The sequence below is a fragment of the Phascolarctobacterium succinatutens YIT 12067 genome, from assembly GCF_000188175.1.
Classification (GTDB): domain Bacteria; phylum Bacillota; class Negativicutes; order Acidaminococcales; family Acidaminococcaceae; genus Phascolarctobacterium_A; species Phascolarctobacterium_A succinatutens.
The window spans coordinates 52,750-70,845 of the sequence record NZ_GL830884.1 but is presented as its reverse complement, the minus strand read 5'-3'; the positions used below and the strand labels follow the sequence as shown (position 1 = coordinate 70,845).

18 protein-coding genes are annotated in these 18,096 nt (G+C 46.1%); 3 read left to right on the top strand and 15 right to left on the bottom strand.

Features of this window, described 5'->3' with window-relative positions; all coding sequences use genetic code 11:
* Positions 1 to 2: 2 nt before the first annotated feature.
* From HMPREF9443_RS05370 to HMPREF9443_RS05325, 10 genes are all read right to left on the bottom strand, one after another.
* Entirely contained in the window at positions 3 to 1,733 is a 1,731-nt protein-coding gene (locus HMPREF9443_RS05370; RefSeq protein WP_009145520.1) for an RNA-binding domain-containing protein, read from the bottom strand.
* A gap of 165 nt (positions 1,734 to 1,898) precedes the next feature.
* Positions 1,899 to 3,005 (bottom strand): redox-regulated ATPase YchF, encoded by a 1,107-nt coding sequence (gene ychF, locus HMPREF9443_RS05365; protein ID WP_009145519.1) that lies wholly within the window; start codon positions 3,003 to 3,005, stop codon positions 1,899 to 1,901.
* Between the two features lie 162 nt (positions 3,006 to 3,167).
* Positions 3,168 to 3,653: a PepSY domain-containing protein gene (locus HMPREF9443_RS05360; protein WP_009145518.1), complete on the bottom strand. Its 486-nt coding sequence runs from the start codon at positions 3,651 to 3,653 to the stop codon at positions 3,168 to 3,170.
* A 41-nt stretch (positions 3,654 to 3,694) separates the two neighbouring features.
* Positions 3,695 to 4,399 (bottom strand): hypothetical protein, encoded by a 705-nt coding sequence (locus HMPREF9443_RS05355; RefSeq protein ID WP_040565081.1) that lies wholly within the window; start codon positions 4,397 to 4,399, stop codon positions 3,695 to 3,697.
* A gap of 148 nt (positions 4,400 to 4,547) precedes the next feature.
* Positions 4,548 to 4,778, bottom strand: coding sequence for a 30S ribosomal protein S18 (gene rpsR, locus HMPREF9443_RS05350; RefSeq protein WP_009145516.1), 231 nt, complete (start codon positions 4,776 to 4,778; stop codon positions 4,548 to 4,550).
* A gap of 18 nt (positions 4,779 to 4,796) precedes the next feature.
* Complete coding sequence (locus HMPREF9443_RS05345; RefSeq protein WP_009145515.1) at positions 4,797 to 5,225, bottom strand: single-stranded DNA-binding protein; 429 nt, start codon at positions 5,223 to 5,225, stop codon at positions 4,797 to 4,799.
* A gap of 3 nt (positions 5,226 to 5,228) precedes the next feature.
* Positions 5,229 to 5,513 (bottom strand): 30S ribosomal protein S6, encoded by a 285-nt coding sequence (gene rpsF / locus HMPREF9443_RS05340; RefSeq protein WP_009145514.1) that lies wholly within the window; start codon positions 5,511 to 5,513, stop codon positions 5,229 to 5,231.
* Between the two features lie 132 nt (positions 5,514 to 5,645).
* Positions 5,646 to 6,086 carry a Fur family transcriptional regulator gene (locus HMPREF9443_RS05335; RefSeq protein ID WP_009145512.1) on the bottom strand — a complete coding sequence of 147 codons (441 nt, stop codon included), beginning with the start codon at positions 6,084 to 6,086 and terminating at the stop codon, positions 5,646 to 5,648.
* Positions 6,087 to 6,101: 15 nt separating this feature from the next.
* Positions 6,102 to 6,899, bottom strand: coding sequence for a metal ABC transporter permease (locus tag HMPREF9443_RS05330; RefSeq protein WP_009145511.1), 798 nt, complete (start codon positions 6,897 to 6,899; stop codon positions 6,102 to 6,104).
* Positions 6,899 to 7,564: a metal ABC transporter ATP-binding protein gene (locus HMPREF9443_RS05325; protein ID WP_009145510.1), complete on the bottom strand. Its 666-nt coding sequence runs from the start codon at positions 7,562 to 7,564 to the stop codon at positions 6,899 to 6,901. Before HMPREF9443_RS05325 ends, HMPREF9443_RS05330 begins: the two co-directional genes overlap by 1 nt.
* Positions 7,565 to 7,755: 191 nt before the next feature.
* Between HMPREF9443_RS05325 and HMPREF9443_RS05320 the strand changes: the two genes are divergently transcribed.
* Positions 7,756 to 8,667, top strand: coding sequence for a metal ABC transporter substrate-binding protein (locus HMPREF9443_RS05320; RefSeq protein ID WP_009145509.1), 912 nt, complete (start codon positions 7,756 to 7,758; stop codon positions 8,665 to 8,667).
* A 140-nt stretch (positions 8,668 to 8,807) separates the two neighbouring features.
* Here the strand turns inward: HMPREF9443_RS05320 and HMPREF9443_RS05315 are convergent, their stop codons facing one another.
* The 4 genes from HMPREF9443_RS05315 to HMPREF9443_RS05300 form a co-directional block, all read right to left on the bottom strand.
* Positions 8,808 to 9,104 (bottom strand): hypothetical protein, encoded by a 297-nt coding sequence (locus tag HMPREF9443_RS05315; RefSeq protein ID WP_040565080.1) that lies wholly within the window; start codon positions 9,102 to 9,104, stop codon positions 8,808 to 8,810.
* A 72-nt stretch (positions 9,105 to 9,176) separates the two neighbouring features.
* On the bottom strand, positions 9,177 to 9,956 hold the full coding sequence (locus HMPREF9443_RS05310; RefSeq protein WP_009145507.1) for a TPM domain-containing protein: 780 nt from the start codon (positions 9,954 to 9,956) through the stop codon (positions 9,177 to 9,179).
* A gap of 12 nt (positions 9,957 to 9,968) precedes the next feature.
* Positions 9,969 to 11,072, bottom strand: coding sequence for a TFIIB-type zinc ribbon-containing protein (locus HMPREF9443_RS05305; protein ID WP_009145506.1), 1,104 nt, complete (start codon positions 11,070 to 11,072; stop codon positions 9,969 to 9,971).
* 570 nt (positions 11,073 to 11,642) lie between these two features.
* Positions 11,643 to 13,157: an SPFH domain-containing protein gene (locus tag HMPREF9443_RS05300; protein WP_009145505.1), complete on the bottom strand. Its 1,515-nt coding sequence runs from the start codon at positions 13,155 to 13,157 to the stop codon at positions 11,643 to 11,645.
* Between the two features lie 407 nt (positions 13,158 to 13,564).
* On the opposite strand from HMPREF9443_RS05300, the gene HMPREF9443_RS05295 reads away from it, so the two are divergent.
* Both HMPREF9443_RS05295 and HMPREF9443_RS05290 read left to right on the top strand, forming a co-directional pair.
* A complete protein-coding gene (locus HMPREF9443_RS05295) occupies positions 13,565 to 14,902 on the top strand; it encodes an ABC transporter substrate-binding protein (RefSeq protein WP_009145503.1) in 1,338 nt (445 codons plus the stop codon).
* Positions 14,903 to 14,932: 30 nt separating this feature from the next.
* A complete protein-coding gene (locus HMPREF9443_RS05290) occupies positions 14,933 to 16,750 on the top strand; it encodes a response regulator transcription factor (RefSeq protein ID WP_009145502.1) in 1,818 nt (605 codons plus the stop codon).
* A 254-nt stretch (positions 16,751 to 17,004) separates the two neighbouring features.
* Here the strand turns inward: HMPREF9443_RS05290 and HMPREF9443_RS05285 are convergent, their stop codons facing one another.
* On the bottom strand, positions 17,005 to 18,066 hold the full coding sequence (locus HMPREF9443_RS05285) for an NHL repeat-containing protein (protein ID WP_040565079.1): 1,062 nt from the start codon (positions 18,064 to 18,066) through the stop codon (positions 17,005 to 17,007).
* Between the last annotated feature and the right edge of the window lie 30 nt (positions 18,067 to 18,096).

The following is an 18,096-nucleotide window of genomic DNA, read 5'->3' as shown; positions in this document are numbered from 1 at the left end:
TATTACTGATATATAAAATGCTTTCCTTTCCTTATTTTTTTTACTAAGCCTAGTTTTATTAGTCTGTTAATAGCAACAGATGCGCCAGACAATGTGTTTATTTTAGTTATACTCAAAATCTGCGCTGTAGTTATAAACCCATTTGTTTGAATATAATCATATATCAATTTATCTGTATCATTTTTCAACGTTATATTGCCGGAAGATCTATTTAAATCTATTTGTTCAGCAGGTATAGTATACTCTTGATTAATCATATAACTTGTCCATCTGCCATTTTTATTGATCAGCAACATTTTTTTCCGAACCAACTCTGCAAGCATATGCCCGACTTCTATACTATTTAAATGCAACATCGCCTGCATTCTACTATTACTAACGCATCTTTCCAAATAAGCTGTTCCTAAAATTATTTGTTCATATTTTCCTAAACGCATATAAACCCAGCCAAAATGTTTCTGTAAATACTCAGAACATTCTTGCGGCATCAGTGATACCATCCAAAGCTTTAATTCCACCTGATTTAAGTCATCATTTTCCTGCAAATCTGGCTTTCGCCAATTTTCTTCACTCCAAGCACTTAAAATAGTAGGAAAGCCAGAACCAATATTGTCGCCGTAACCTATCATTCTAAACATTGCCTGAATACGGGGATTCCTTGCAACTGAATGTCCACCATCATATATCGCTTGAATCGGTAACTTTAAGTTGCCAGGATTAGAAAATTCAAACCCTTCATCTGTTTTCACAACTTTAAGTACACCATTAACTAAGTAATCGCTATGTATAACCATATTAATTACAGCTTCACGAATAGCTTTATGTACAGGCGTGTCGTCAATCCTTACTAATCCTTCTAATTTAAACGGTCGTTTTATACCAAAAGCAAGTTTAGGCATTACTATACGCACGAAATTATATAAATTGTTTTCCCACATTCCATCATATGTAACACGATCACTCCATCTGCTACCTAATGTAAGGTTGCTTTTATCTATATAATCCATACGAATATTGCCAAACCGCTCAATTACCGCCGTTCCTTTACCAAACATTAATAATCCAGCAATAGTAAGACATTTTTCTTTAGTAGTTCTATCTGTACCATAGCAACTCATCTTCTCCAAAAAATCAGCATCATCAAGGCCATTCCACACATGAGTAGGATTTCTATGTTCAAACTCAATTCTATATGAACGTAAAGAATTAATATCTATATCATCTAAGGTAAAACCTGCCAAAAAACTCCCATCATTACCAGAATCGTTAGAATCTCTAAACATTGCCCTAACTTCATCTGCTGTACAATGATAGTCACCTTCGTGATTACGTTTAAAAGTTCCCTTCATAGGATTTTCGTTAATGTATACAGGTCTATATTTATATTCCGCACGAGGTACATGAATAAAAATAATATCCGCCCCTTTAACATTGCATACACCTACATCAGAATCCATTAAAATATTACTGCTAACTTTACAGCTGTTTATCGTATTCCAAAAATTTACTACTATTTGCTGTGGCTTCTTTATATTTACAAAACTAAATCTCTTGTTAAAGTCAAATTCTCTTATATTCTCCTCCACACCAAATAAAATTATGCCACCATTAGTATTTGCAAATGAAGAATAAGTTTCCCAAACAGATTTAGGCAACGTTGTTTCTGCTTTTTTACATTCAAGATTAATATGCTCTCCATATTTTAGCAAGTTAAGTATTTCAGTTGCATCCATTCCGCTAATCCTCCATTCTTCGCCATAGCCACTATTACTATTAAAATTCAATCAGCTCATTCAAAGCCATATATCACAATAATACTATTATACCATATCCCAACAGAAAAAAGCGCAGCACGCTTTCGCTTGCTGCGCTCAGATTGCATATTACACTGTTATAAATTATACGTTGAAGCGGAACTCGACAACATCGCCGTCCTGCATAACGTAATCCTTGCCTTCCAGACGAACCAGGCCTTTTTCACGTGCCGCAGCCTTACTGCCGCAGGCTACCAGATCATCAAAGGAAACGATTTCCGCACGGATAAAGCCACGCTCAAAGTCAGTATGGATTTTGCCTGCTGCCTGCGGAGCCTTAGTGTTCAGCTTAATAGTCCAGGCACGGGATTCCATTTCACCCGCAGTCAGGAAGGTCATCAGGCCAAGCAGCTTGAAGCCTGCTTTAATCAGGCGGTCCAGACCGGTTTCCTCCAGACCTGCCATTTCCAGATATTCCTTAGCCTCTTCTTCCGGAAGCTCGGCAACTTCGCTTTCCATCTTAGCGGAAACAACGATAACCTCAGCATTTTCTTCTGCAGCATATTTCTTTACAGCCTGCACATGCTCGTTACCGGACGGATCAGCAACCTCGCCCTCAGCAACGTTGGTGATGTACAGTACCGGCTTCATGGTCAGCAGATGCAGCTCGCCCAGGAGCTCCTGCTCTTCCTCGGTCAGACCAAGGCGGCGTGCAGGCACACCATCAGACAGGCCGGCCATAACCTTTTCCATTACAGCCTGCTCCAGCTTAACCTTTTTATCGCCGGTTTTTGCCAGCTTCACCAGGCGCTCCTGACGCTTTTCAACAGTTTCCATATCAGCTAGGCACAGCTCGGTGTTGATGATATCAATATCACGCAGAGGATCAATGCTGCCCTCAACGTGAGTGATGTTGCCATCCTCAAAGCAGCGTACAACCTCGGCAACAGCGTCTACCTCACGGATGTGGGACAGGAACTTATTGCCCAAGCCTTCGCCCTTGCTTGCGCCCTTTACCAGACCGGCAATATCTACAAAACGCATAGCTGCTGGAACAATCTTTTTGGATTTAAACATATCGCTCAGAACATCTAAGCGTTTATCAGGCACATCAACAACGCCTACATTAGGTTCGATTGTGCAGAAGGGATAGTTTGCTGCTTCTGCGCCAGCTTTGGTAATAGCATTAAACAGGGTACTTTTGCCTACGTTAGGCAGGCCAACGATACCTACTTCTAAATTTGTACTCACGTAAATCGCTCCTCGTCATATATATTTAGTGCGTTAAAAACTCTATATCTAATATATTTTACAATAATATGCTTTGATATGCAATGTTTAGACGCAAAAAGCGCCTTTCCGCAGCATAAAAAAGAGACAGTCCGCAGACTGCCTCTGATTTTTGACTTAAGCTTAGAAATATTCCAGCTCTCTCTTGGCAAATGCACCGGTTACCGGGTTCATGTCAGCATCTACTTTATATCTTGCAGTAACGAACTCTACATCATAATGTACATTGTTGCCTTCTTTTTCGGTTTTGATAACAATATTTCTTGCATCGGGATATGCTTCCAGAACGATTTGTCTGATATCCTCAGGAGTTTTTACCATCATCGTGCTGCCGGCAATATTGCTGCCTTTAATTTCTACTTCCTTAACTTTGGTAGTTGCCAGAACAACCTCTACCTCGTATTCCAGATAATTATCATTATCGCGGAAGTTCAGAACAGCTTCGCCGTCTTCTTCCTTGTAGCCATAAAATACAGCAGCAGCAGGAACCTCGGCGCGTGCAGCATCAATAACCATCTGCTGATGGCTTTTAGCCGGTGCAGCAAAAGCTACTGCGCTCATTGCCAGCGCAGCCAGCATAGAAAGCAAAACTAATAATTTTTTAAACATTGGTATTCCCCCTTTGAAAAAATATAATCAGCTTACAGGACTTATTGTCTATCCAAAAGTCTGTTAGCGTAAGCACGCATAGAAGGATTTGCCACAGCCTTGAAATCTGCAGGCGGCAAAGCAAAGGCAGTTGCCTCATCCACGGTGTTGGAAACCTCCAGTACCTTAAAGATAGGCAGATAGCTTACTTCGTATCCCTTCCAGTCGGCGGTATCCTTTGCATAATAGAAGTTCAGGCTGTTGGTGCCTTTAGTCATCTTATCATAATCATAGCCGGTAACTGCATCATTACCACCCTGCGGACGTACATTGAACCAGCTGATCAGGGTTTCGGCAAAGGGCATGCTCATGCCCGGCAGCTCGGGAACTCTGTCATAGTTTTTATTGAGATAGTCAATAGTATACCAATAACCGTTCTTCACAAAGGAAACGGTATCCTTGATTACCTTGCCGTCACCATCGGTAGTAGTGATACGCTCGGCGTTAATGCCATTGGCTTCATTGTATTCCGTACGGTTGGTGCGCTTTTGCTGTGCAGTCGGCAGCTTGGCATAGGCTTCGGCAGTCAGTACCTCACGCATATCAATGGTCTGAGTTACAACCAGATGTACAGGATGCTTATCACTGTTCAGGGTTTCACCCAACAGATGGATGGTACGCTGACCGGGATTATAGGCAAAAGCCATTGCTGTGCAAAGCATCGTAAAAACAAAGGTCAAAAATAAGGTTCTTAAAGATGTTTTCATGCAATTCACCTCGTATGTATAGTACTACTAACATTATATCATGTTAATGCCTGCGTAAATAAGTAAAATTTTTGTGATTTTTACATAAACGAAAACCCCGCAGCCTAACGGCTACGGGGTATAAGTTTCGTTTAAACCGCCGTGCGAATTATTCGCAGGTGAACGGCAGCAAAGCAACGCAGCGAGCGCGTTTGATTGCTACGGTCAATTGGCGTTGGTGCTTAGCGCAGGTACCGGAAATACGGCGCGGTAAAATCTTACCACGTTCGGTGATATAGCGTTTCAGCTTATTTGCATCCTTGTAATCGATTTCTTCAACTTTATCAACACAGAAGCTGCAAACTTTTCTTCTAGGTCTTCTGCCTCTTTCGCGTTTCATTGCATAACCTCCCTTAAATTAGAATGGAATTTCCTCATCAAAGGGAACCTGTTGTCCGAAACCACCCATACCGCCGTCTTGAGCCGGCGCAGCAGAGCGAGTCGGATTGCTATGAGCAGCAGCGGCATCGGCTTTGCGCTCAATGAACTCGAAGCGATCAGCGATTACTTCGGTTATCCAGCGTTTGTTGCCATCCTTGCCATCATAGCTACGGATTTGCAGGCGGCCTTCAACAAGCGCGCGCTGCCCTTTGGTGAGACTGTTACCGCATGTCTCAGCTTGTTTACCCCAGATTACTACCGGAATAAAATCAGCTTCTCTTTGGCCTTCCTGATTGGCAAAAGGTCTGTCTACTGCAAGAGTAAACTGACAAACAACTTTACCGGTCGGCGTATAACGCACTTCCGGATCTCTAGTAAGTCTGCCCAACAGAATAATCTTGTTCATTGATTATTCACCCTTTCTGATAATCATATGGCGCAGTACTTCATCGGTAATTTTCATAACACGATCAAGTTCCTTAACAGCAGCGGCGTCAGCCTGGAAGGTTACGAGAACATAGATACCTTCATTCAGGTCCTGGATCTCATAAGCAAGGCGTCTTTTGCCCCAACGATCGGTTTTTTCTACATTACCACCGTTTGCAGTGATGAGTTTCTCGAATTTAGCAACAACTGCTTCACAAGCCTCATCCTCAACAGGTTTAACGATGTACATGACTTCGTATGCGTTCACGAAATCACCTCCTCCTTTGGACTTTGGCCCCCGTCTCTCCGGGAGCAGAAGAAGTATATATAGTTATATACAAGCTTAATAATTATATCATTGCTTACGCTGCTTTGCAAGCTTTTTTGAAAAATTTTCCTGCTATTTCTGCTTGCGGCATTCAGGACAATAGCCATACCATTCCAGGTTATGTCCTACAATGGAAAATTCCGTTTTATCCGCCAGCTGTTCCTCGAAATCAGCAATCGGGCAATGGTCTACCTCCACAATCCGATGGCAGCGCAAGCAGATAAGGCGGTGACGGTGCCCCAATGCGTGCAGCACAAAGCCGTACTTGTGCGCATCCGCCAGAAAGCTCTTTTCCGTCAGTCCCTTTTGCGTAAAATTTTCCAGGATGCGGTAAACCGTAGAGAAATTTATCTCCGTGCCCTGCTCACACAGCTGCTGATAAATATCCTCAGCCGTCAGCACGCCCTCGCTCGCCAGCAGCAGCTGCAGAATAAGCTGTCTGTGACGGGTATTTTTTAATCCGTAGCGATGCAGATAATCGCGATAATCTGCCGCAGAACTTGTATCAGTCATCTTTCTACCCCTTCTTTATAAGACAGCACGTATTTCTTTATAAATGATAATCAGCAGCAGCAAAGCCACCGAAACCAAAGCGGTTACACCGCCCGGCGCCGCACCCAGCCAGTAGGAGGTCACAAGGCCTGTGATAATAGCGATAAAGCTCAGCACCATGGCTGCCAGCATCGTCACCTTAAAGCCCTTGCCCAACTGTAATGCCGCCGCTACCGGCAGCGCAATCAGCGAGCTGATAACCAGAATGCCTACCACGCGGATGGAAACAGCAACCATAGCTGCCACCAGCAGAGCAAAGATATAATTAATCAAGCGCGTTTTTACGCCGGCAATTTTGGTGCCGTCCTCATCAAAGGCCAGCATAACCAGCTGCGGATACAAAAAGTAAACAGCAGCCAGCGAAATTACGCACAGCACTGCTACCGCCAGCACATCGTCAGGCGTTACGGTCAGAATGCTGCCGAACAAAAAAGCTTCTACATTAGTATGTACCATACCGCTGCTGATAATTGTAATCGCAATACCGACAGACAGCGATAGAATAATCACCAGTATAAGCTCCGCATAGCGGCGGAAGCGCTGACGCAAAACCTCAATCAGCACGGCAAACACGGAGGTTACGGCAAAGGCGCTGATAATCGGGTTCACCTTCGCCAGCAGGCCAACCGCTACGCCGGCCAGCGATGCATGTGCCAGCGTATCGCCAATCATGGAATAGCGGCGCAGCACCAGGAACATACCAATCATCGGACACATTAAAGAAATCAGCACAGAAACCAGCAGTGCGTTCTGCATAAAAGCGTATTCCAGCATTATTCCGCACCTCCTACATTATCCTGCATATATTCCTGAACATATTCCTGCGGATTGCAGAAATGACCATGACCGTTCATGACATGATACATTTTATCGGCATTACGCGCCGCAAATTTCAGGTTATGCTCTACCGTGATAATGGTAATACCCTGCTCATGCAGCTCCTGCATAAATTTATACAGCTCCTGCTGGCTCTTGACATCAATGCCTGTAGAAGGCTCATCAAAAATCAGCAGCTGCGGACTGCCCAGCAGTGCTCTGGCAATGAGTACCTTCTGGCACTGGCCGCCGCTCAGCGTACCAATTAAACGGTCACGCAGGTCATAAACATGCATCTGCTCCAGACAGCGACGTACAGCCTGCTTATCCGCTACTTTTAATATCCTGCGATAATATTCCATTACCTCATATACGGTTATCGGGAACTGGCTGTTGAGAGTTTCAAAGCGCTGCGGCACGTAGCCGATGCTGCTAAAAGTATTCTTCAATTCACCTTTTGACGGCTCCAAGAGTCCCAAGAGCAGCTTTACCAGCGTACTTTTGCCGCTGCCGTTTTCGCCGACAATAGCAATATACTCGCCGTCATTTACCTGCATATTGATATCGCGCAGCAGCTCGCTGCCGGATTCATAGGCAAATTCTATATGCTTCAGTTCTATCATAGTGGCTCCTTCATTTACTCACGGCAGCCTACGCTGCCTTTTTGTTGTAGTAAATATTATAGCCCTCGCTCGGCAAATATGCAAGTCATTTGCATTTAGCTTGACAAGAAAGTTCACGGGTGTTATGATAAAATTCGTTATAATATGCAAATCATTTGCGTTTATTTGTGCTTAAATGAGGAGGAGAGCCTATGAAAAAGCTCAGTATTATTTTTTGTATTTGCACTCTGCTGCTCTGCAATCTGCTGGCAGGCTGCGGCAGCAAGGAGCCTGCACCTGCTGCGGACTATAAGCTGCGGGTTGTTGTAACCTTTAATGCTATGAAAGAATTTACCCAGGCAGTCGGCCAAGATAAAATTCATATAACTTCCCTGATTCCCGACGGCACAGAGCCGCATGATTTTCAGCCTACTACTAAAACTATGCAGGCGCTTAGCAAGGCAGACATCCTGATTTACAACAGCACAGGCATGGAGCGCTGGGTGGAGCAGGCAACGCAGGCCGCCGCCAATCCCAAGCTCGTCATTGTAGAAGCATCCAAGGACACCGACCGCATCAGCCTTACAGAAGCCGATGAAATCAGAGCGCATGGGCAGTATGACCCCCACACATGGCTGAGCCTGAGCTGCGCGCAGACAGAGGTAAAGAATATTGCCGAAGCACTGGCAGCCGCAGACAAAACCAATGCTGATTTCTACCGTAAGAATGCCGCAGAATACAATCAAAAGCTGCAGGCACTGCTTGCTGCCTATCAGAAAAAATTCAGCAAGCTGGAACAAAAGGACTTTGTCACCGGCCATGCTGCCTTTGCTTACCTATGCCGTGACTTCGGCCTGCAGCAGCAAAGCATCGAGGATGTTTTTGCCAGCGGCGAGCCGAGCGCACAAAATCTGGCCAAGCTGACAGCCTACTGCAAGGAGCACAATGTAAAAACTATCTTTGTTGAAGAAGCGGTAAGCCCCAAAACATCGGAAACACTGGCGCGTGAGGTTGGTGCCACAACGCAGGAAATATATACCATCGAAAGCAGCAACGGCGAGAAAACCTACCTTACCCGCATGGAAGAAAACCTGGACGCTATTTACAAGAGCCTGAAAAAGTAAAAAGGCTGCTATCTTAGCAGCAAAAAAAAATTATCTACGCACAGCAAAACGCCGCGGCTTACGCAGCAGGTTGATAGCCTGCCGCAGCCACGGCGTTTTTACGTACACATCGCTCCGTCGGCCGAGCCGGCAAAGCTGATTCACTTTTTATTTTTGGGCAGTACATCCTCATTCTTGGCCGAATAGGGATTGATATTTTTCAGCTGCTGATTGGGACGGAAATTATCGCGCGCCGACGAGCCCCAGATAATCATCCAGGTCAGAGTAAAGCCCATCAGGAGCCACAAAACAGCCATAGCCGCCGCCGGATACCACGAAAGATTGAACCAGTAGCTAAAGCCCCAGAGCAGCACCGCAATAAACCCCCATTCCCAGTTCACTATCAGGTTGGCAATAAAGCAGATAAAAAAGCCTGAATTTATAGTCGTTCTGCGCATAATAACCTCCCTTTTACAAAAAGCGGCCGCGATAAACAATCGCAGCCGCAAAAGTTTCAGCTCATTATAATATCAGTAGCTGCCACCGCCGCCGCCATGATCATCATCAGAAGAGCTTTCGCTTACAGAACCATCATCACTGCTACCACCGCTGGATTTAGACTTCGGAACAGCAGAAATGTTGGTGTACAGATAAGTATCATTGCTGTGCGTCAGCGCAAAGGTTTGCTTATCCAGATAAGCATTTGCTTCAACAGCCTCTTGGACATTGCTCATACCACTAATAAGCAGAGCACGGCAGCCATAGGCAACAGCACCGCCGATACCGGCCGCAATTACTAAAGCAAACCAGTTGAAGCCTGCATTAGGATCCCACGGCTCGCCTTCCTTTTCGTAATACTCAAGGAGCTCGCCTGCTTTTTGAGCATAGGTAATGTAGCCTTGGGCATAATCATTTTTCTTGAACTCTGCAACCATCGGCTTGCTCATATACTCAATGCCTTCATTGCCAACGATAACCTGCTTCAGCTGTTTATCGGTAGCAATGTACCATTTACGGGTATTGGTAACCTGCAGCAATACCATATTGCCCTTTTGACCGTCATTATAAACGTCATCGAGCAGCTTATTGGCATATTCGCCGGGAACGGCACCGCCAATTGTCTTCATGGTTACAACAGCAATGCGCACATTATGCGCCTGCTCCTGCTTGTGCAGCTCTGCCAGAACCTCCTGACGCTGCTGCGGCGTAAGAACCTTGGCGTTATCCACCAGGCTGGGCGCAGCAAAGGCTGTTACACTGGCTAACATAAGGGCTGCCAGCATGGTTAAGATTGCAAATAACTTTCTCATTCCGGCACCTCCTTATAACATGAACTTCACAATGAAGTAGCTGATAATTGTTACAATAATAAAGGTCAGGGCAGTGTAATTACGCAGCTTGCCATAGTCAATCGGCAGACTGCCGACAACCTTACCCGTCTGACCGTTCATCATAAAGGTATAGGGCTTACCCTCAAAGCGTGTGGACAGAATCCATACCGGCACCATTGCATAATGCACGGCATTTTCATCCTTGATAACTGCGCAGTCACCGTTGCTGGTTACACGGGTATAGCCTGTAACGGTATCTGCCAGGCAACCCTCGGCACTTTTGACAACGCGTGCGTCCGCGCGTGTTACAGCAGCCTCGGCATCCACATCATACTTATCTGCCAAAAAGCCTGTCAGATAAGCGGTGCTGAAGGGAACCATCTCTTTGTAATCGAATGGCTCGATGCTTTCCATAAAGGTATCGTCCATCTTCTCGCTGCCATCTACAGGGATGCGCTCAAAGGACATGGTGCCTTCACGCTCGCAGTTATAGACAACGGTAGTAGTGATAACCTCATCATCGGTTTCATAAACACTGTCGCTGGCACCTTGATAGCTGCCGCTGGCGCTAACCTTGGAGTCAAACAGCCAGAACGGTACATACATCGCCTGGATATCCTCCACACGATTGTTGGCCGTAAAGGAGTTAGGCAGCAGGGTTCTTCCCTTATAGAATTCCTTGAGGGCAGCAACAGCCTGCTCTTTGGTTTTCTTGAAGGGGATGATGAAGTCCGGCTTCAGCATACCTTCGAAACGGCTCGGCAGCATGGTCGGGCTGCCGCAATAGCAGCATTCTGTTGCCATGGTGTTGCCATCGCTCACAATCTGCGCACCGCAGCTGGAGCAGGTAAACGCCTTCATCTGCTCTGCTTCGTCAGCTTCCCATTCACTGCCGGCAGCAGAGGTATCCCACTTTGCCTCCTTGGCAGCCTGCGCTTTGGCAGCAGCGACTTCCTTGGCGGCATACATTTCTTCTATAGTCTTAACTTCCAGTTCGGTACCGCAGTATTCGCAGGTCACCTTATCATGACCGGGCAAAAACGTCAGCGGCGCGCTGCAGTTAGGGCACTTATAGCCTACAGAGGTTTCAGCCATAATATCACCTCGTTAAAATATAGTTATGCAATTTTGATTGCTCCCGCTCCCCCTTTAGTCGCCTATTTCGACATCTTGCCTTCCACTCATGAAAGGTGGTTGTACATCGCAATTAAATATCGTTCCATTCAGAAGCAATTTTCCCGTGCCTGAGGGCACAACGCAAATTTCGTGTGGAACCAGGACGAAGCTTCGGTAAAATTTGTCAGATAGTAACAATATGTTACGTCCCCTCGCTTAGCGGTTCGTGTCAAACCAATCAGCTGCGCTCTTTGAGCTTGCTTCTTGGGACACTATCGCATGGCGCACATGAGCCAATAAGCATCGTCCTGTGGACTCGCTTCTTGGATGCGCACGCATATGGTTCCGGACACTTATTTGCTAAAATTGCTATTCCTTGCACGATATGTTAATTGCTCTCTAAGGCTTTCGATTCACCCATTGTTTTTTTGCTAACCGTCTTGCCTTCCCCTCGGGGAAGGTGCCGAACGCAGTGAGGCGAAAGGGGGCAGCATAGGAGCATACATCATGCTTACATTCGCATCTGACGCAAGCTATTAATATATGAGGTTATTGTTTGTCGTTATCGTCGAAAATATCGCCGCACTCAGGGCAGAACTTAGGCGGATGGTGCGGATCTGGCGGCTCCCAGCCACACTTATCGCACTTGAACAGCGGTGCTCCCTCAGGCTTCTTGCTGCCGCATTCAGCGCAGAACTTGCCTTTGTTTACAGCGCCGCAGCTGCAGGTCCAGCCATCCTCTGCCGGTTTATCTTCCGGCTTCTTGCTGCCGCAGTTAGCGCAGAACTTACCGGTATTGTTAGTGCCACAGCTGCAGGTCCAGCTTCCCTCTGCCGGTTTCGGCTCAGGCTTCTTGCCGCCGCAGTTAGCGCAGAACTTACCGGTGTTGGTAGTGCCACAGCTGCAGGTCCAGGAATCTGCTGCCGGTGCTGCTGCCGCAGGGGCGGCAGGGGCGGCCGGCGGCGGAGTAGGAGGTTGCGGCTGTTGCGGATAAGGCGGTTGTCCGTAAGGAGGCTGTTGGCCGTAAGGATTCTGCTGAGCATACATCTGCTGCTGTTGTCCTTGGGCAAACAAGCCAGCCACATTTGCGCCACCGGCCATTCCGGCCATATTCATGCCAACAAAGCCGCCCATTGCACCCATGCCGCCTTCATTGCCAGCTGCAATACGCATAGCGTCTGCAGTAGCACCAGCCATAGCTGCTGCTGCACGGTTCGGATTGCTGAGCATCTGGATATCTTTCAGACGTTGAGCATCTTCCTCAGACATGGTTACGCTTGCCAGTGCGAAGGAATAAACCTCTACACCGCGGCGGTCACGCCATTGGTCGCTCAAATCTTCGTTCAAAGCGTTAGCGATTTCTTTGCCATGACGCGGCAGTGCGCTGTAACGCATACCGTTTTCTGTGAGCGTACCGAGGGCAACGCCCAGGCTCATCATGAGCTCGCTCTTCATCTGGCTGTCAATCTGGTCACGACGATATTCGTCAGTGATATTGGAGCATACATTGGTGTAGAACAGCAATGGATTGGTAATCTTGTAGCTGTATTCACCGAAGCAACGGATGCCAACTTCCCAATCAATGCCTAAGTTGTTATCAATCAGGCGTACAGGAATCGGCTGAGCGGTGCCAAACTTGTTGCCGTAAATTTCCTTCATATTGAAGTAATATACGCGCTGATCCTTGCCGGGGTCACCGCCGAAGGTGAAACGTTTACCGATCTGACCGAAAATTGCCTTTACATTATCCTTCAAATCGCCGGTAAAGATAGACGGTTCAGTAGAAGTATCATATACATATTCGCCGGGCTCGTTACACATATCTACAACCTTGCCTTGCTCAACGATAATCATGCACTGACCTTCGTTGACAGCAACAACGCTGCCATTACTGATGATGTTGTCTTCTGCAGAAGTGTTGGAGCTGCGTCCTTGGCTGGACGTACGCTTCATGCCCTTGGTTACCAGAACCTCGGGAGGCATGCTTTCGCAATAGAAAAACTCTTTCCATTGGTCGCCCAGTACGCCGCCTACAGCGCCCATTGCCGCTTTAATTAAACCCATAATACAACCTCCTTTTGTATCACTAAAAAATTAACAATTATATTTTATCAAAACCCGCTTAATATTAACAGGTCTTTGAATAAAACAGCTGTAAACTTATCAGCCAAGAAATTGTAAAATATTTATCTTATCCTTATCTGTAGTAAAAAACTATTCACTAATACTTTGATTTGTGATAAACTAATTGTTAGACAATCTTTGTAAATTATCTGTGCAGGTAAGCTGTTTTCCGCTTCCTTGCCTTAAGTTTAATATAAAAATTGCATTTCGTCACTACACTAAATGGCGATTTCGGGTAGGATAAGGGTAAATTTTCCTTATTTTTACCTTTTTTCTCTAAAAATACTCTTTCAGGAGGTTTTTTCATGTCCGTTGTATCAAAAAAATTTTCTGCTTCCTTATACAGTATGTTGGTGCTGTTACTGCTCTGTCTTGTTACCGCTTTCAGCAGTGGCTGCGGCAGTAAGGCATCACTCGACCCAGCCAAGCCGGTAACGCTCACCATCTGGCACGTTTACGGCAACCAGACCAATTCCCCATTTAATGATACAATCGAAAAATTTAATGCCTCTGAGGGTAAGGCCAAGGGCGTCATTGTCAAGGTTGCTTCCGTGAGCAGCTCCAATGTTATCGACAAAGCTTTATTCGCCTCTGCCAAACAGGATCCCGGCGCTGTGCCGCTGCCCGACCTTTTTACCGCCTATCCGCGTGTTATCCCCGCAATGCACGATAAGCTGCTGCATTGGGACAAATATCTTGATAAAGAAGATTTAGCTGTTTACCAGCCGGAATTTTTAGCCGAAGGCTATCAGGATAAGGAGCTGCTGATGCTGCCGGTAGCAAAATCCACCGAGCTGCTTTTTGTAAACCAGACATATTTTGACCGCTTTGCAGCGGCAACAGGTGCCAGCACCGAGGATTTTGCCGATTATGACAAGCTTTTTGAGCTCTGCCGCAAGTATTATACCTGGACCGGCGGCAAAAACATGTGCCAGCTGGACGATTTCTATAACTATTACCTGACGAGCATGGCTTCCTTAGGCGACCCGTTAATCAAGGACGGCAAGCCGGACCTTGCCAGCCCCAACTTCAAGCGCATCTTCCGTGCCGCAGCCGAGCCTGCTATCGCCGGTGGTCTGGGCATTGAAAAGGGTTATGCGGCCGATGCCTGGAAAACAGCCGATTTAATCAGCAACGTCGGCTCCACCGCCGCTATTCTTTATATGCGTGATTACGTCACCAATCCTGACAACACGCGTGAAACTATCGTTACCAACTATTATCCCTGCCCTGTTTTCAGCGGTGGTAAGGTAACACTGCTGCAGCGCGGTGTAGGATTATTAGCCATCAAAAGCACAGACGAACGCAAAAACCTTGGTGCCGTTGTTTTTGCAAAATGGCTGGCGCAGGAAAACAGCAATTTGAATTTTGCAATGCAAGCGGGCTACCTGCCAACCAATAAGGAAGCACTGCCCAAACTGCTTAATAATCCGCAAGATGTGCATAACTTCAACTATCGCAAGCTGTATACCTGCATGCAGCAGGTATACAAAAAAGGCACCTGGCTGCATCTGCCGCACAAGGCCGCCAAAATTCAGCAGAATCTGGAATACGGCAGCAAAAACATTCTGCGCGCTGCCCATCAGCAATATTTACAGGAAATTGCCGGTGGTGCCAACCCACAGCAAACGCTTGATAAATTAGTAGAAGAAAGCTATCAGAAGCTGCTGAATTACAAGCAATAAGCCAAAAAAATCCTACCAAGGAGGCTCTTAATGCTCAATAAGCTCACCAAAATAAAAAGATTGCTGCTTATAGGCAAGGAAATATGGCATAACAAACGCTCTATGCGCGGCCGTTTCATTATTTACCTGCTGTCACTGGTGCTGCTGGCAGGTTCTGCTATGCTGATCCTGTTAAACGTTATCGGCATAGTACAGCCGCCTAGCCATGATATCGACCGCTTTCTTGAATATGAGCTTAACACCCGTACCAACGATATCAAACGCCAGATGAACGCGCTGGCTGCGCACAATATCGATTTGTCGCAACAGCTGCAGAATGATATCGACCGCGTTATGCTGGAGCAGGGCATTTACAATAATTATGATGCCTTGAACAACAATCCCGAGGCTTTGACAGCGATTCAGCAAGCAACCTACCAGACTCTTGCTGCCAAGATGCAGCAGGCTCCGGCCAGCGGTGCCTTGTATCTGATTAACGCTAGCGTCAACACGAATCTGTTGGAACCAACCTATAACGGTCTTTTTCTCAAATTTACCAATATCTATTCCGAAAACACTCTTTTCAATGAAACATGTATGTTCCGCGGCAACCCTCAGGTTGCCCGCAATAACAACATCAGCCTTTACAGCACCTGGCAGCTGGAGCTTAATGTCCACGCTTATCCGCAGGCCGATAAGCTTTTGCATGCCAAGGAAAATAATATTTCCCAACAATATATCCTGACAGACGTTGCCCACCTCAAAGAAAGCTGGGAGCAGTCTCGCCTTTTCCTAATGCCTATTAACAGTAATAACGGCAGGATTATCGGTATCTGCGGCTTTGAAATCAGCAGCGTTTACTTCCAACAGCGCACCAAGCAGGCCAATTACAAGGGGTATCCGCTGATTACCGCTATTCTCGATAAAAAGGCGGACAACGAATACCAGGGACAGCTTTCCAATCCGGCCTCCTTCGTCAATGCTACTATAAAAATGAGCTCCTACGGAGAGCACGAATTCTTTACCGCAGGTCAGGAAAGCTTCATCGGCTACACCGCACCCCTGAAAGTCGGTGCCTCTGAGCACAAGGTAGCAGTCATGCTGCCTGCCGACAGCTATTATCATCTGCAGCAGCAGGCTAAAATGCGTCTGCTGATAATGCTGGGTATTATTCTGCTGCTTTCATTGCTGTCTGCCGGTTATTTCAGCAAAAGATATGTAGACCCGCTGGTAGCGGATTTGCAGCAGCTGCAGCAAAACCCCGACGCTCCTCCGCAAGCCAATGTGCTGGAGCTTAACCAGTTCTTTGAATTTCTGCAGAGTCATTCCGAGCAGCAGGCCGAAAAGCTGCGCCAGCTGCAAAGCGAAAATAATCAGGTACAAAAGCAGTACGGACTGGCTGCCATGCGTCTGCAGGAGGCACAGGAAAAGCAAAAGCAGACCGCCAACCAATATATTCATCTGGAGGAACAGCTTGCCGCCCTGCAGAATGAAATTCAACAGGTACGCCTGCAAATGGAGCAGACGCAGCAAGAAAAGCTGCAGGCTCAGCAGGAACGCGAACAAGCGCAGCAGCAGTTCAACTTTGCCCAGGCTGCTTTGGAAAAAGCCATTGAAAAGAAGCTGGAATCCGTCGATCCCGACAGTTATCAGATGTTTATCGGTAATCTTACTACGCTGACACCTAAGGAGGAGGACATCTTTAACCTTTATGTACAAGGCTGCTCTACCAAAGATATTATCAGCCAGCTTGGTATTACCGAAAACACCTTAAAATATCATAATAAAAATATCTACAGCAAGCTGGGTGTAAAAACCCGTAAGGAGCTGCTGCAGTATATCGAACTGATGCGCAACGCAGAGCATTGACGCACCAAAGCAAGCAAAAAGCCTCCGGCGAGTTTACTCGTCGGAGGCTTTCGTTATTTAGGGGTTACTATTACAATATTAACTTTATCGCTCATTTTATCGCTCATTTTTATTACATATATAGCCATACACACTGCTAAAACCAAATATCCAATTTAAGCTATAATTCAAACACCCTCAAAATATATCTTTCGGGGGTGTTCAAATCTTTATTTCTTAAATTTTACAGCTTCTGTAATGCCTTCTACCCTACATTACAGCTGCAGGATGAAGAATTCATCTTTAATATTTTTTCTGTCATTGCTGAGGGCAACCAGAACTCTGTTATCAGGCATATTTGCCAGGTTTACACATGCACCGATGCTGGTTTCCTTATTATCGGTCAAATCCTTATAACTTACGGTACCAACCAGAGTGCCGGTGTTCTTTCTGTAAATCTGCAGCTGCTGCTTGTCTACAGAGGAATCGCTGACTACCAGATATTCATCAGTCAAAGCTATATCGGTTAAGGAATTGATGGCATTGCTATCTTCACGTTTTTCCTTGCCGATGACGCGTTTTTGCTTGCCATTAAAGTCATAAACGCTTACCAAGCCTACATCCTGGGTGCCGATACGCGCATTGCCGCCAACATAGAAATCACCGTTTCTGTCTGCAACAACGCTCTGCGGAATATTGATTTTATCCTTGTCGGCAGCATCACGGCTTCTGGATTCCTTACGTACTGTGCCCAAATCCTTGCCTACTCTGTAGCCATTGCGAAGATCAACCTTTCTCATTTCGCCCTGGTTCATCCAGATCAAAGCCTTGTCAGCATTGCCCTTAGGAATTACAACAAGGTTATTGAAGCGTCCTTGTGCCTCTTCAATACGTTTGGTTTCACTATCGAAATAGTTGAGTCTCATCCTCTTATTGGTATAGAAAATGCCTCTGGTTCCGTCGGAAGAAATCTTAGCATTACCGGACATAGAATCAACATTATTGTCCAACATGCGCAGACCATCTTTATCCCACCGCATCTGAACGAGTCTGTCCTTAATATTGGCATAAATCATATCTCTGCCGACAACAGCCACCCTCATACCCTTGCTATAAGTATTTTGCAAATGCAGATTAGAATTATTCTTCAGAGTAAAGAGCTTAAAGGTTTTAATACCGACCTTAACATCCTTATTCGGCAGATCTTTCAAATCAGCAGCAATCGGTTTCGGTTTAGGGGGCTCGCTGGTGCCTTTGTCGCCCCCGCCGCAGCCGGCAATAAAGCTGCATGCCAGCAGTCCGGCCAAAATTCCCATCGCCATACGTTTCTTCAACATAACAATCATCTCCTCATTTTACTATGGAAA

Bases quoted from the DNA above. Each gene is read 5' to 3' on its own strand.
- HMPREF9443_RS05370 (WP_009145520.1), bottom strand. From the start codon at position 1,733: ATGGATGCAACTGAAATACTTAACTTGCTAAAATATGGAGAGCATATT.
- HMPREF9443_RS05360 (WP_009145518.1), bottom strand. From the start codon at position 3,653: ATGTTTAAAAAATTATTAGTTTTGCTTTCTATGCTGGCTGCGCTGGCA.
- HMPREF9443_RS05355 (WP_040565081.1), bottom strand. From the start codon at position 4,399: ATGAAAACATCTTTAAGAACCTTATTTTTGACCTTTGTTTTTACGATG.
- rpsR (WP_009145516.1), bottom strand. From the start codon at position 4,778: ATGAAACGCGAAAGAGGCAGAAGACCTAGAAGAAAAGTTTGCAGCTTC.
- HMPREF9443_RS05345 (WP_009145515.1), bottom strand. From the start codon at position 5,225: ATGAACAAGATTATTCTGTTGGGCAGACTTACTAGAGATCCGGAAGTG.
- HMPREF9443_RS05335 (WP_009145512.1), bottom strand. From the start codon at position 6,086: ATGACTGATACAAGTTCTGCGGCAGATTATCGCGATTATCTGCATCGC.
- HMPREF9443_RS05330 (WP_009145511.1), bottom strand. From the start codon at position 6,899: ATGCTGGAATACGCTTTTATGCAGAACGCACTGCTGGTTTCTGTGCTG.
- HMPREF9443_RS05325 (WP_009145510.1), bottom strand. From the start codon at position 7,564: ATGATAGAACTGAAGCATATAGAATTTGCCTATGAATCCGGCAGCGAG.
- HMPREF9443_RS05320 (WP_009145509.1), top strand. From the start codon at position 7,756: ATGAAAAAGCTCAGTATTATTTTTTGTATTTGCACTCTGCTGCTCTGC.
- HMPREF9443_RS05315 (WP_040565080.1), bottom strand. From the start codon at position 9,104: ATGCGCAGAACGACTATAAATTCAGGCTTTTTTATCTGCTTTATTGCC.
- HMPREF9443_RS05310 (WP_009145507.1), bottom strand. From the start codon at position 9,956: ATGAGAAAGTTATTTGCAATCTTAACCATGCTGGCAGCCCTTATGTTA.
- HMPREF9443_RS05305 (WP_009145506.1), bottom strand. From the start codon at position 11,072: ATGGCTGAAACCTCTGTAGGCTATAAGTGCCCTAACTGCAGCGCGCCG.
- HMPREF9443_RS05300 (WP_009145505.1), bottom strand. From the start codon at position 13,157: ATGGGTTTAATTAAAGCGGCAATGGGCGCTGTAGGCGGCGTACTGGGC.
- HMPREF9443_RS05295 (WP_009145503.1), top strand. From the start codon at position 13,565: ATGTTGGTGCTGTTACTGCTCTGTCTTGTTACCGCTTTCAGCAGTGGC.
- HMPREF9443_RS05290 (WP_009145502.1), top strand. From the start codon at position 14,933: ATGCTCAATAAGCTCACCAAAATAAAAAGATTGCTGCTTATAGGCAAG.
- HMPREF9443_RS05285 (WP_040565079.1), bottom strand. From the start codon at position 18,066: ATGTTGAAGAAACGTATGGCGATGGGAATTTTGGCCGGACTGCTGGCA.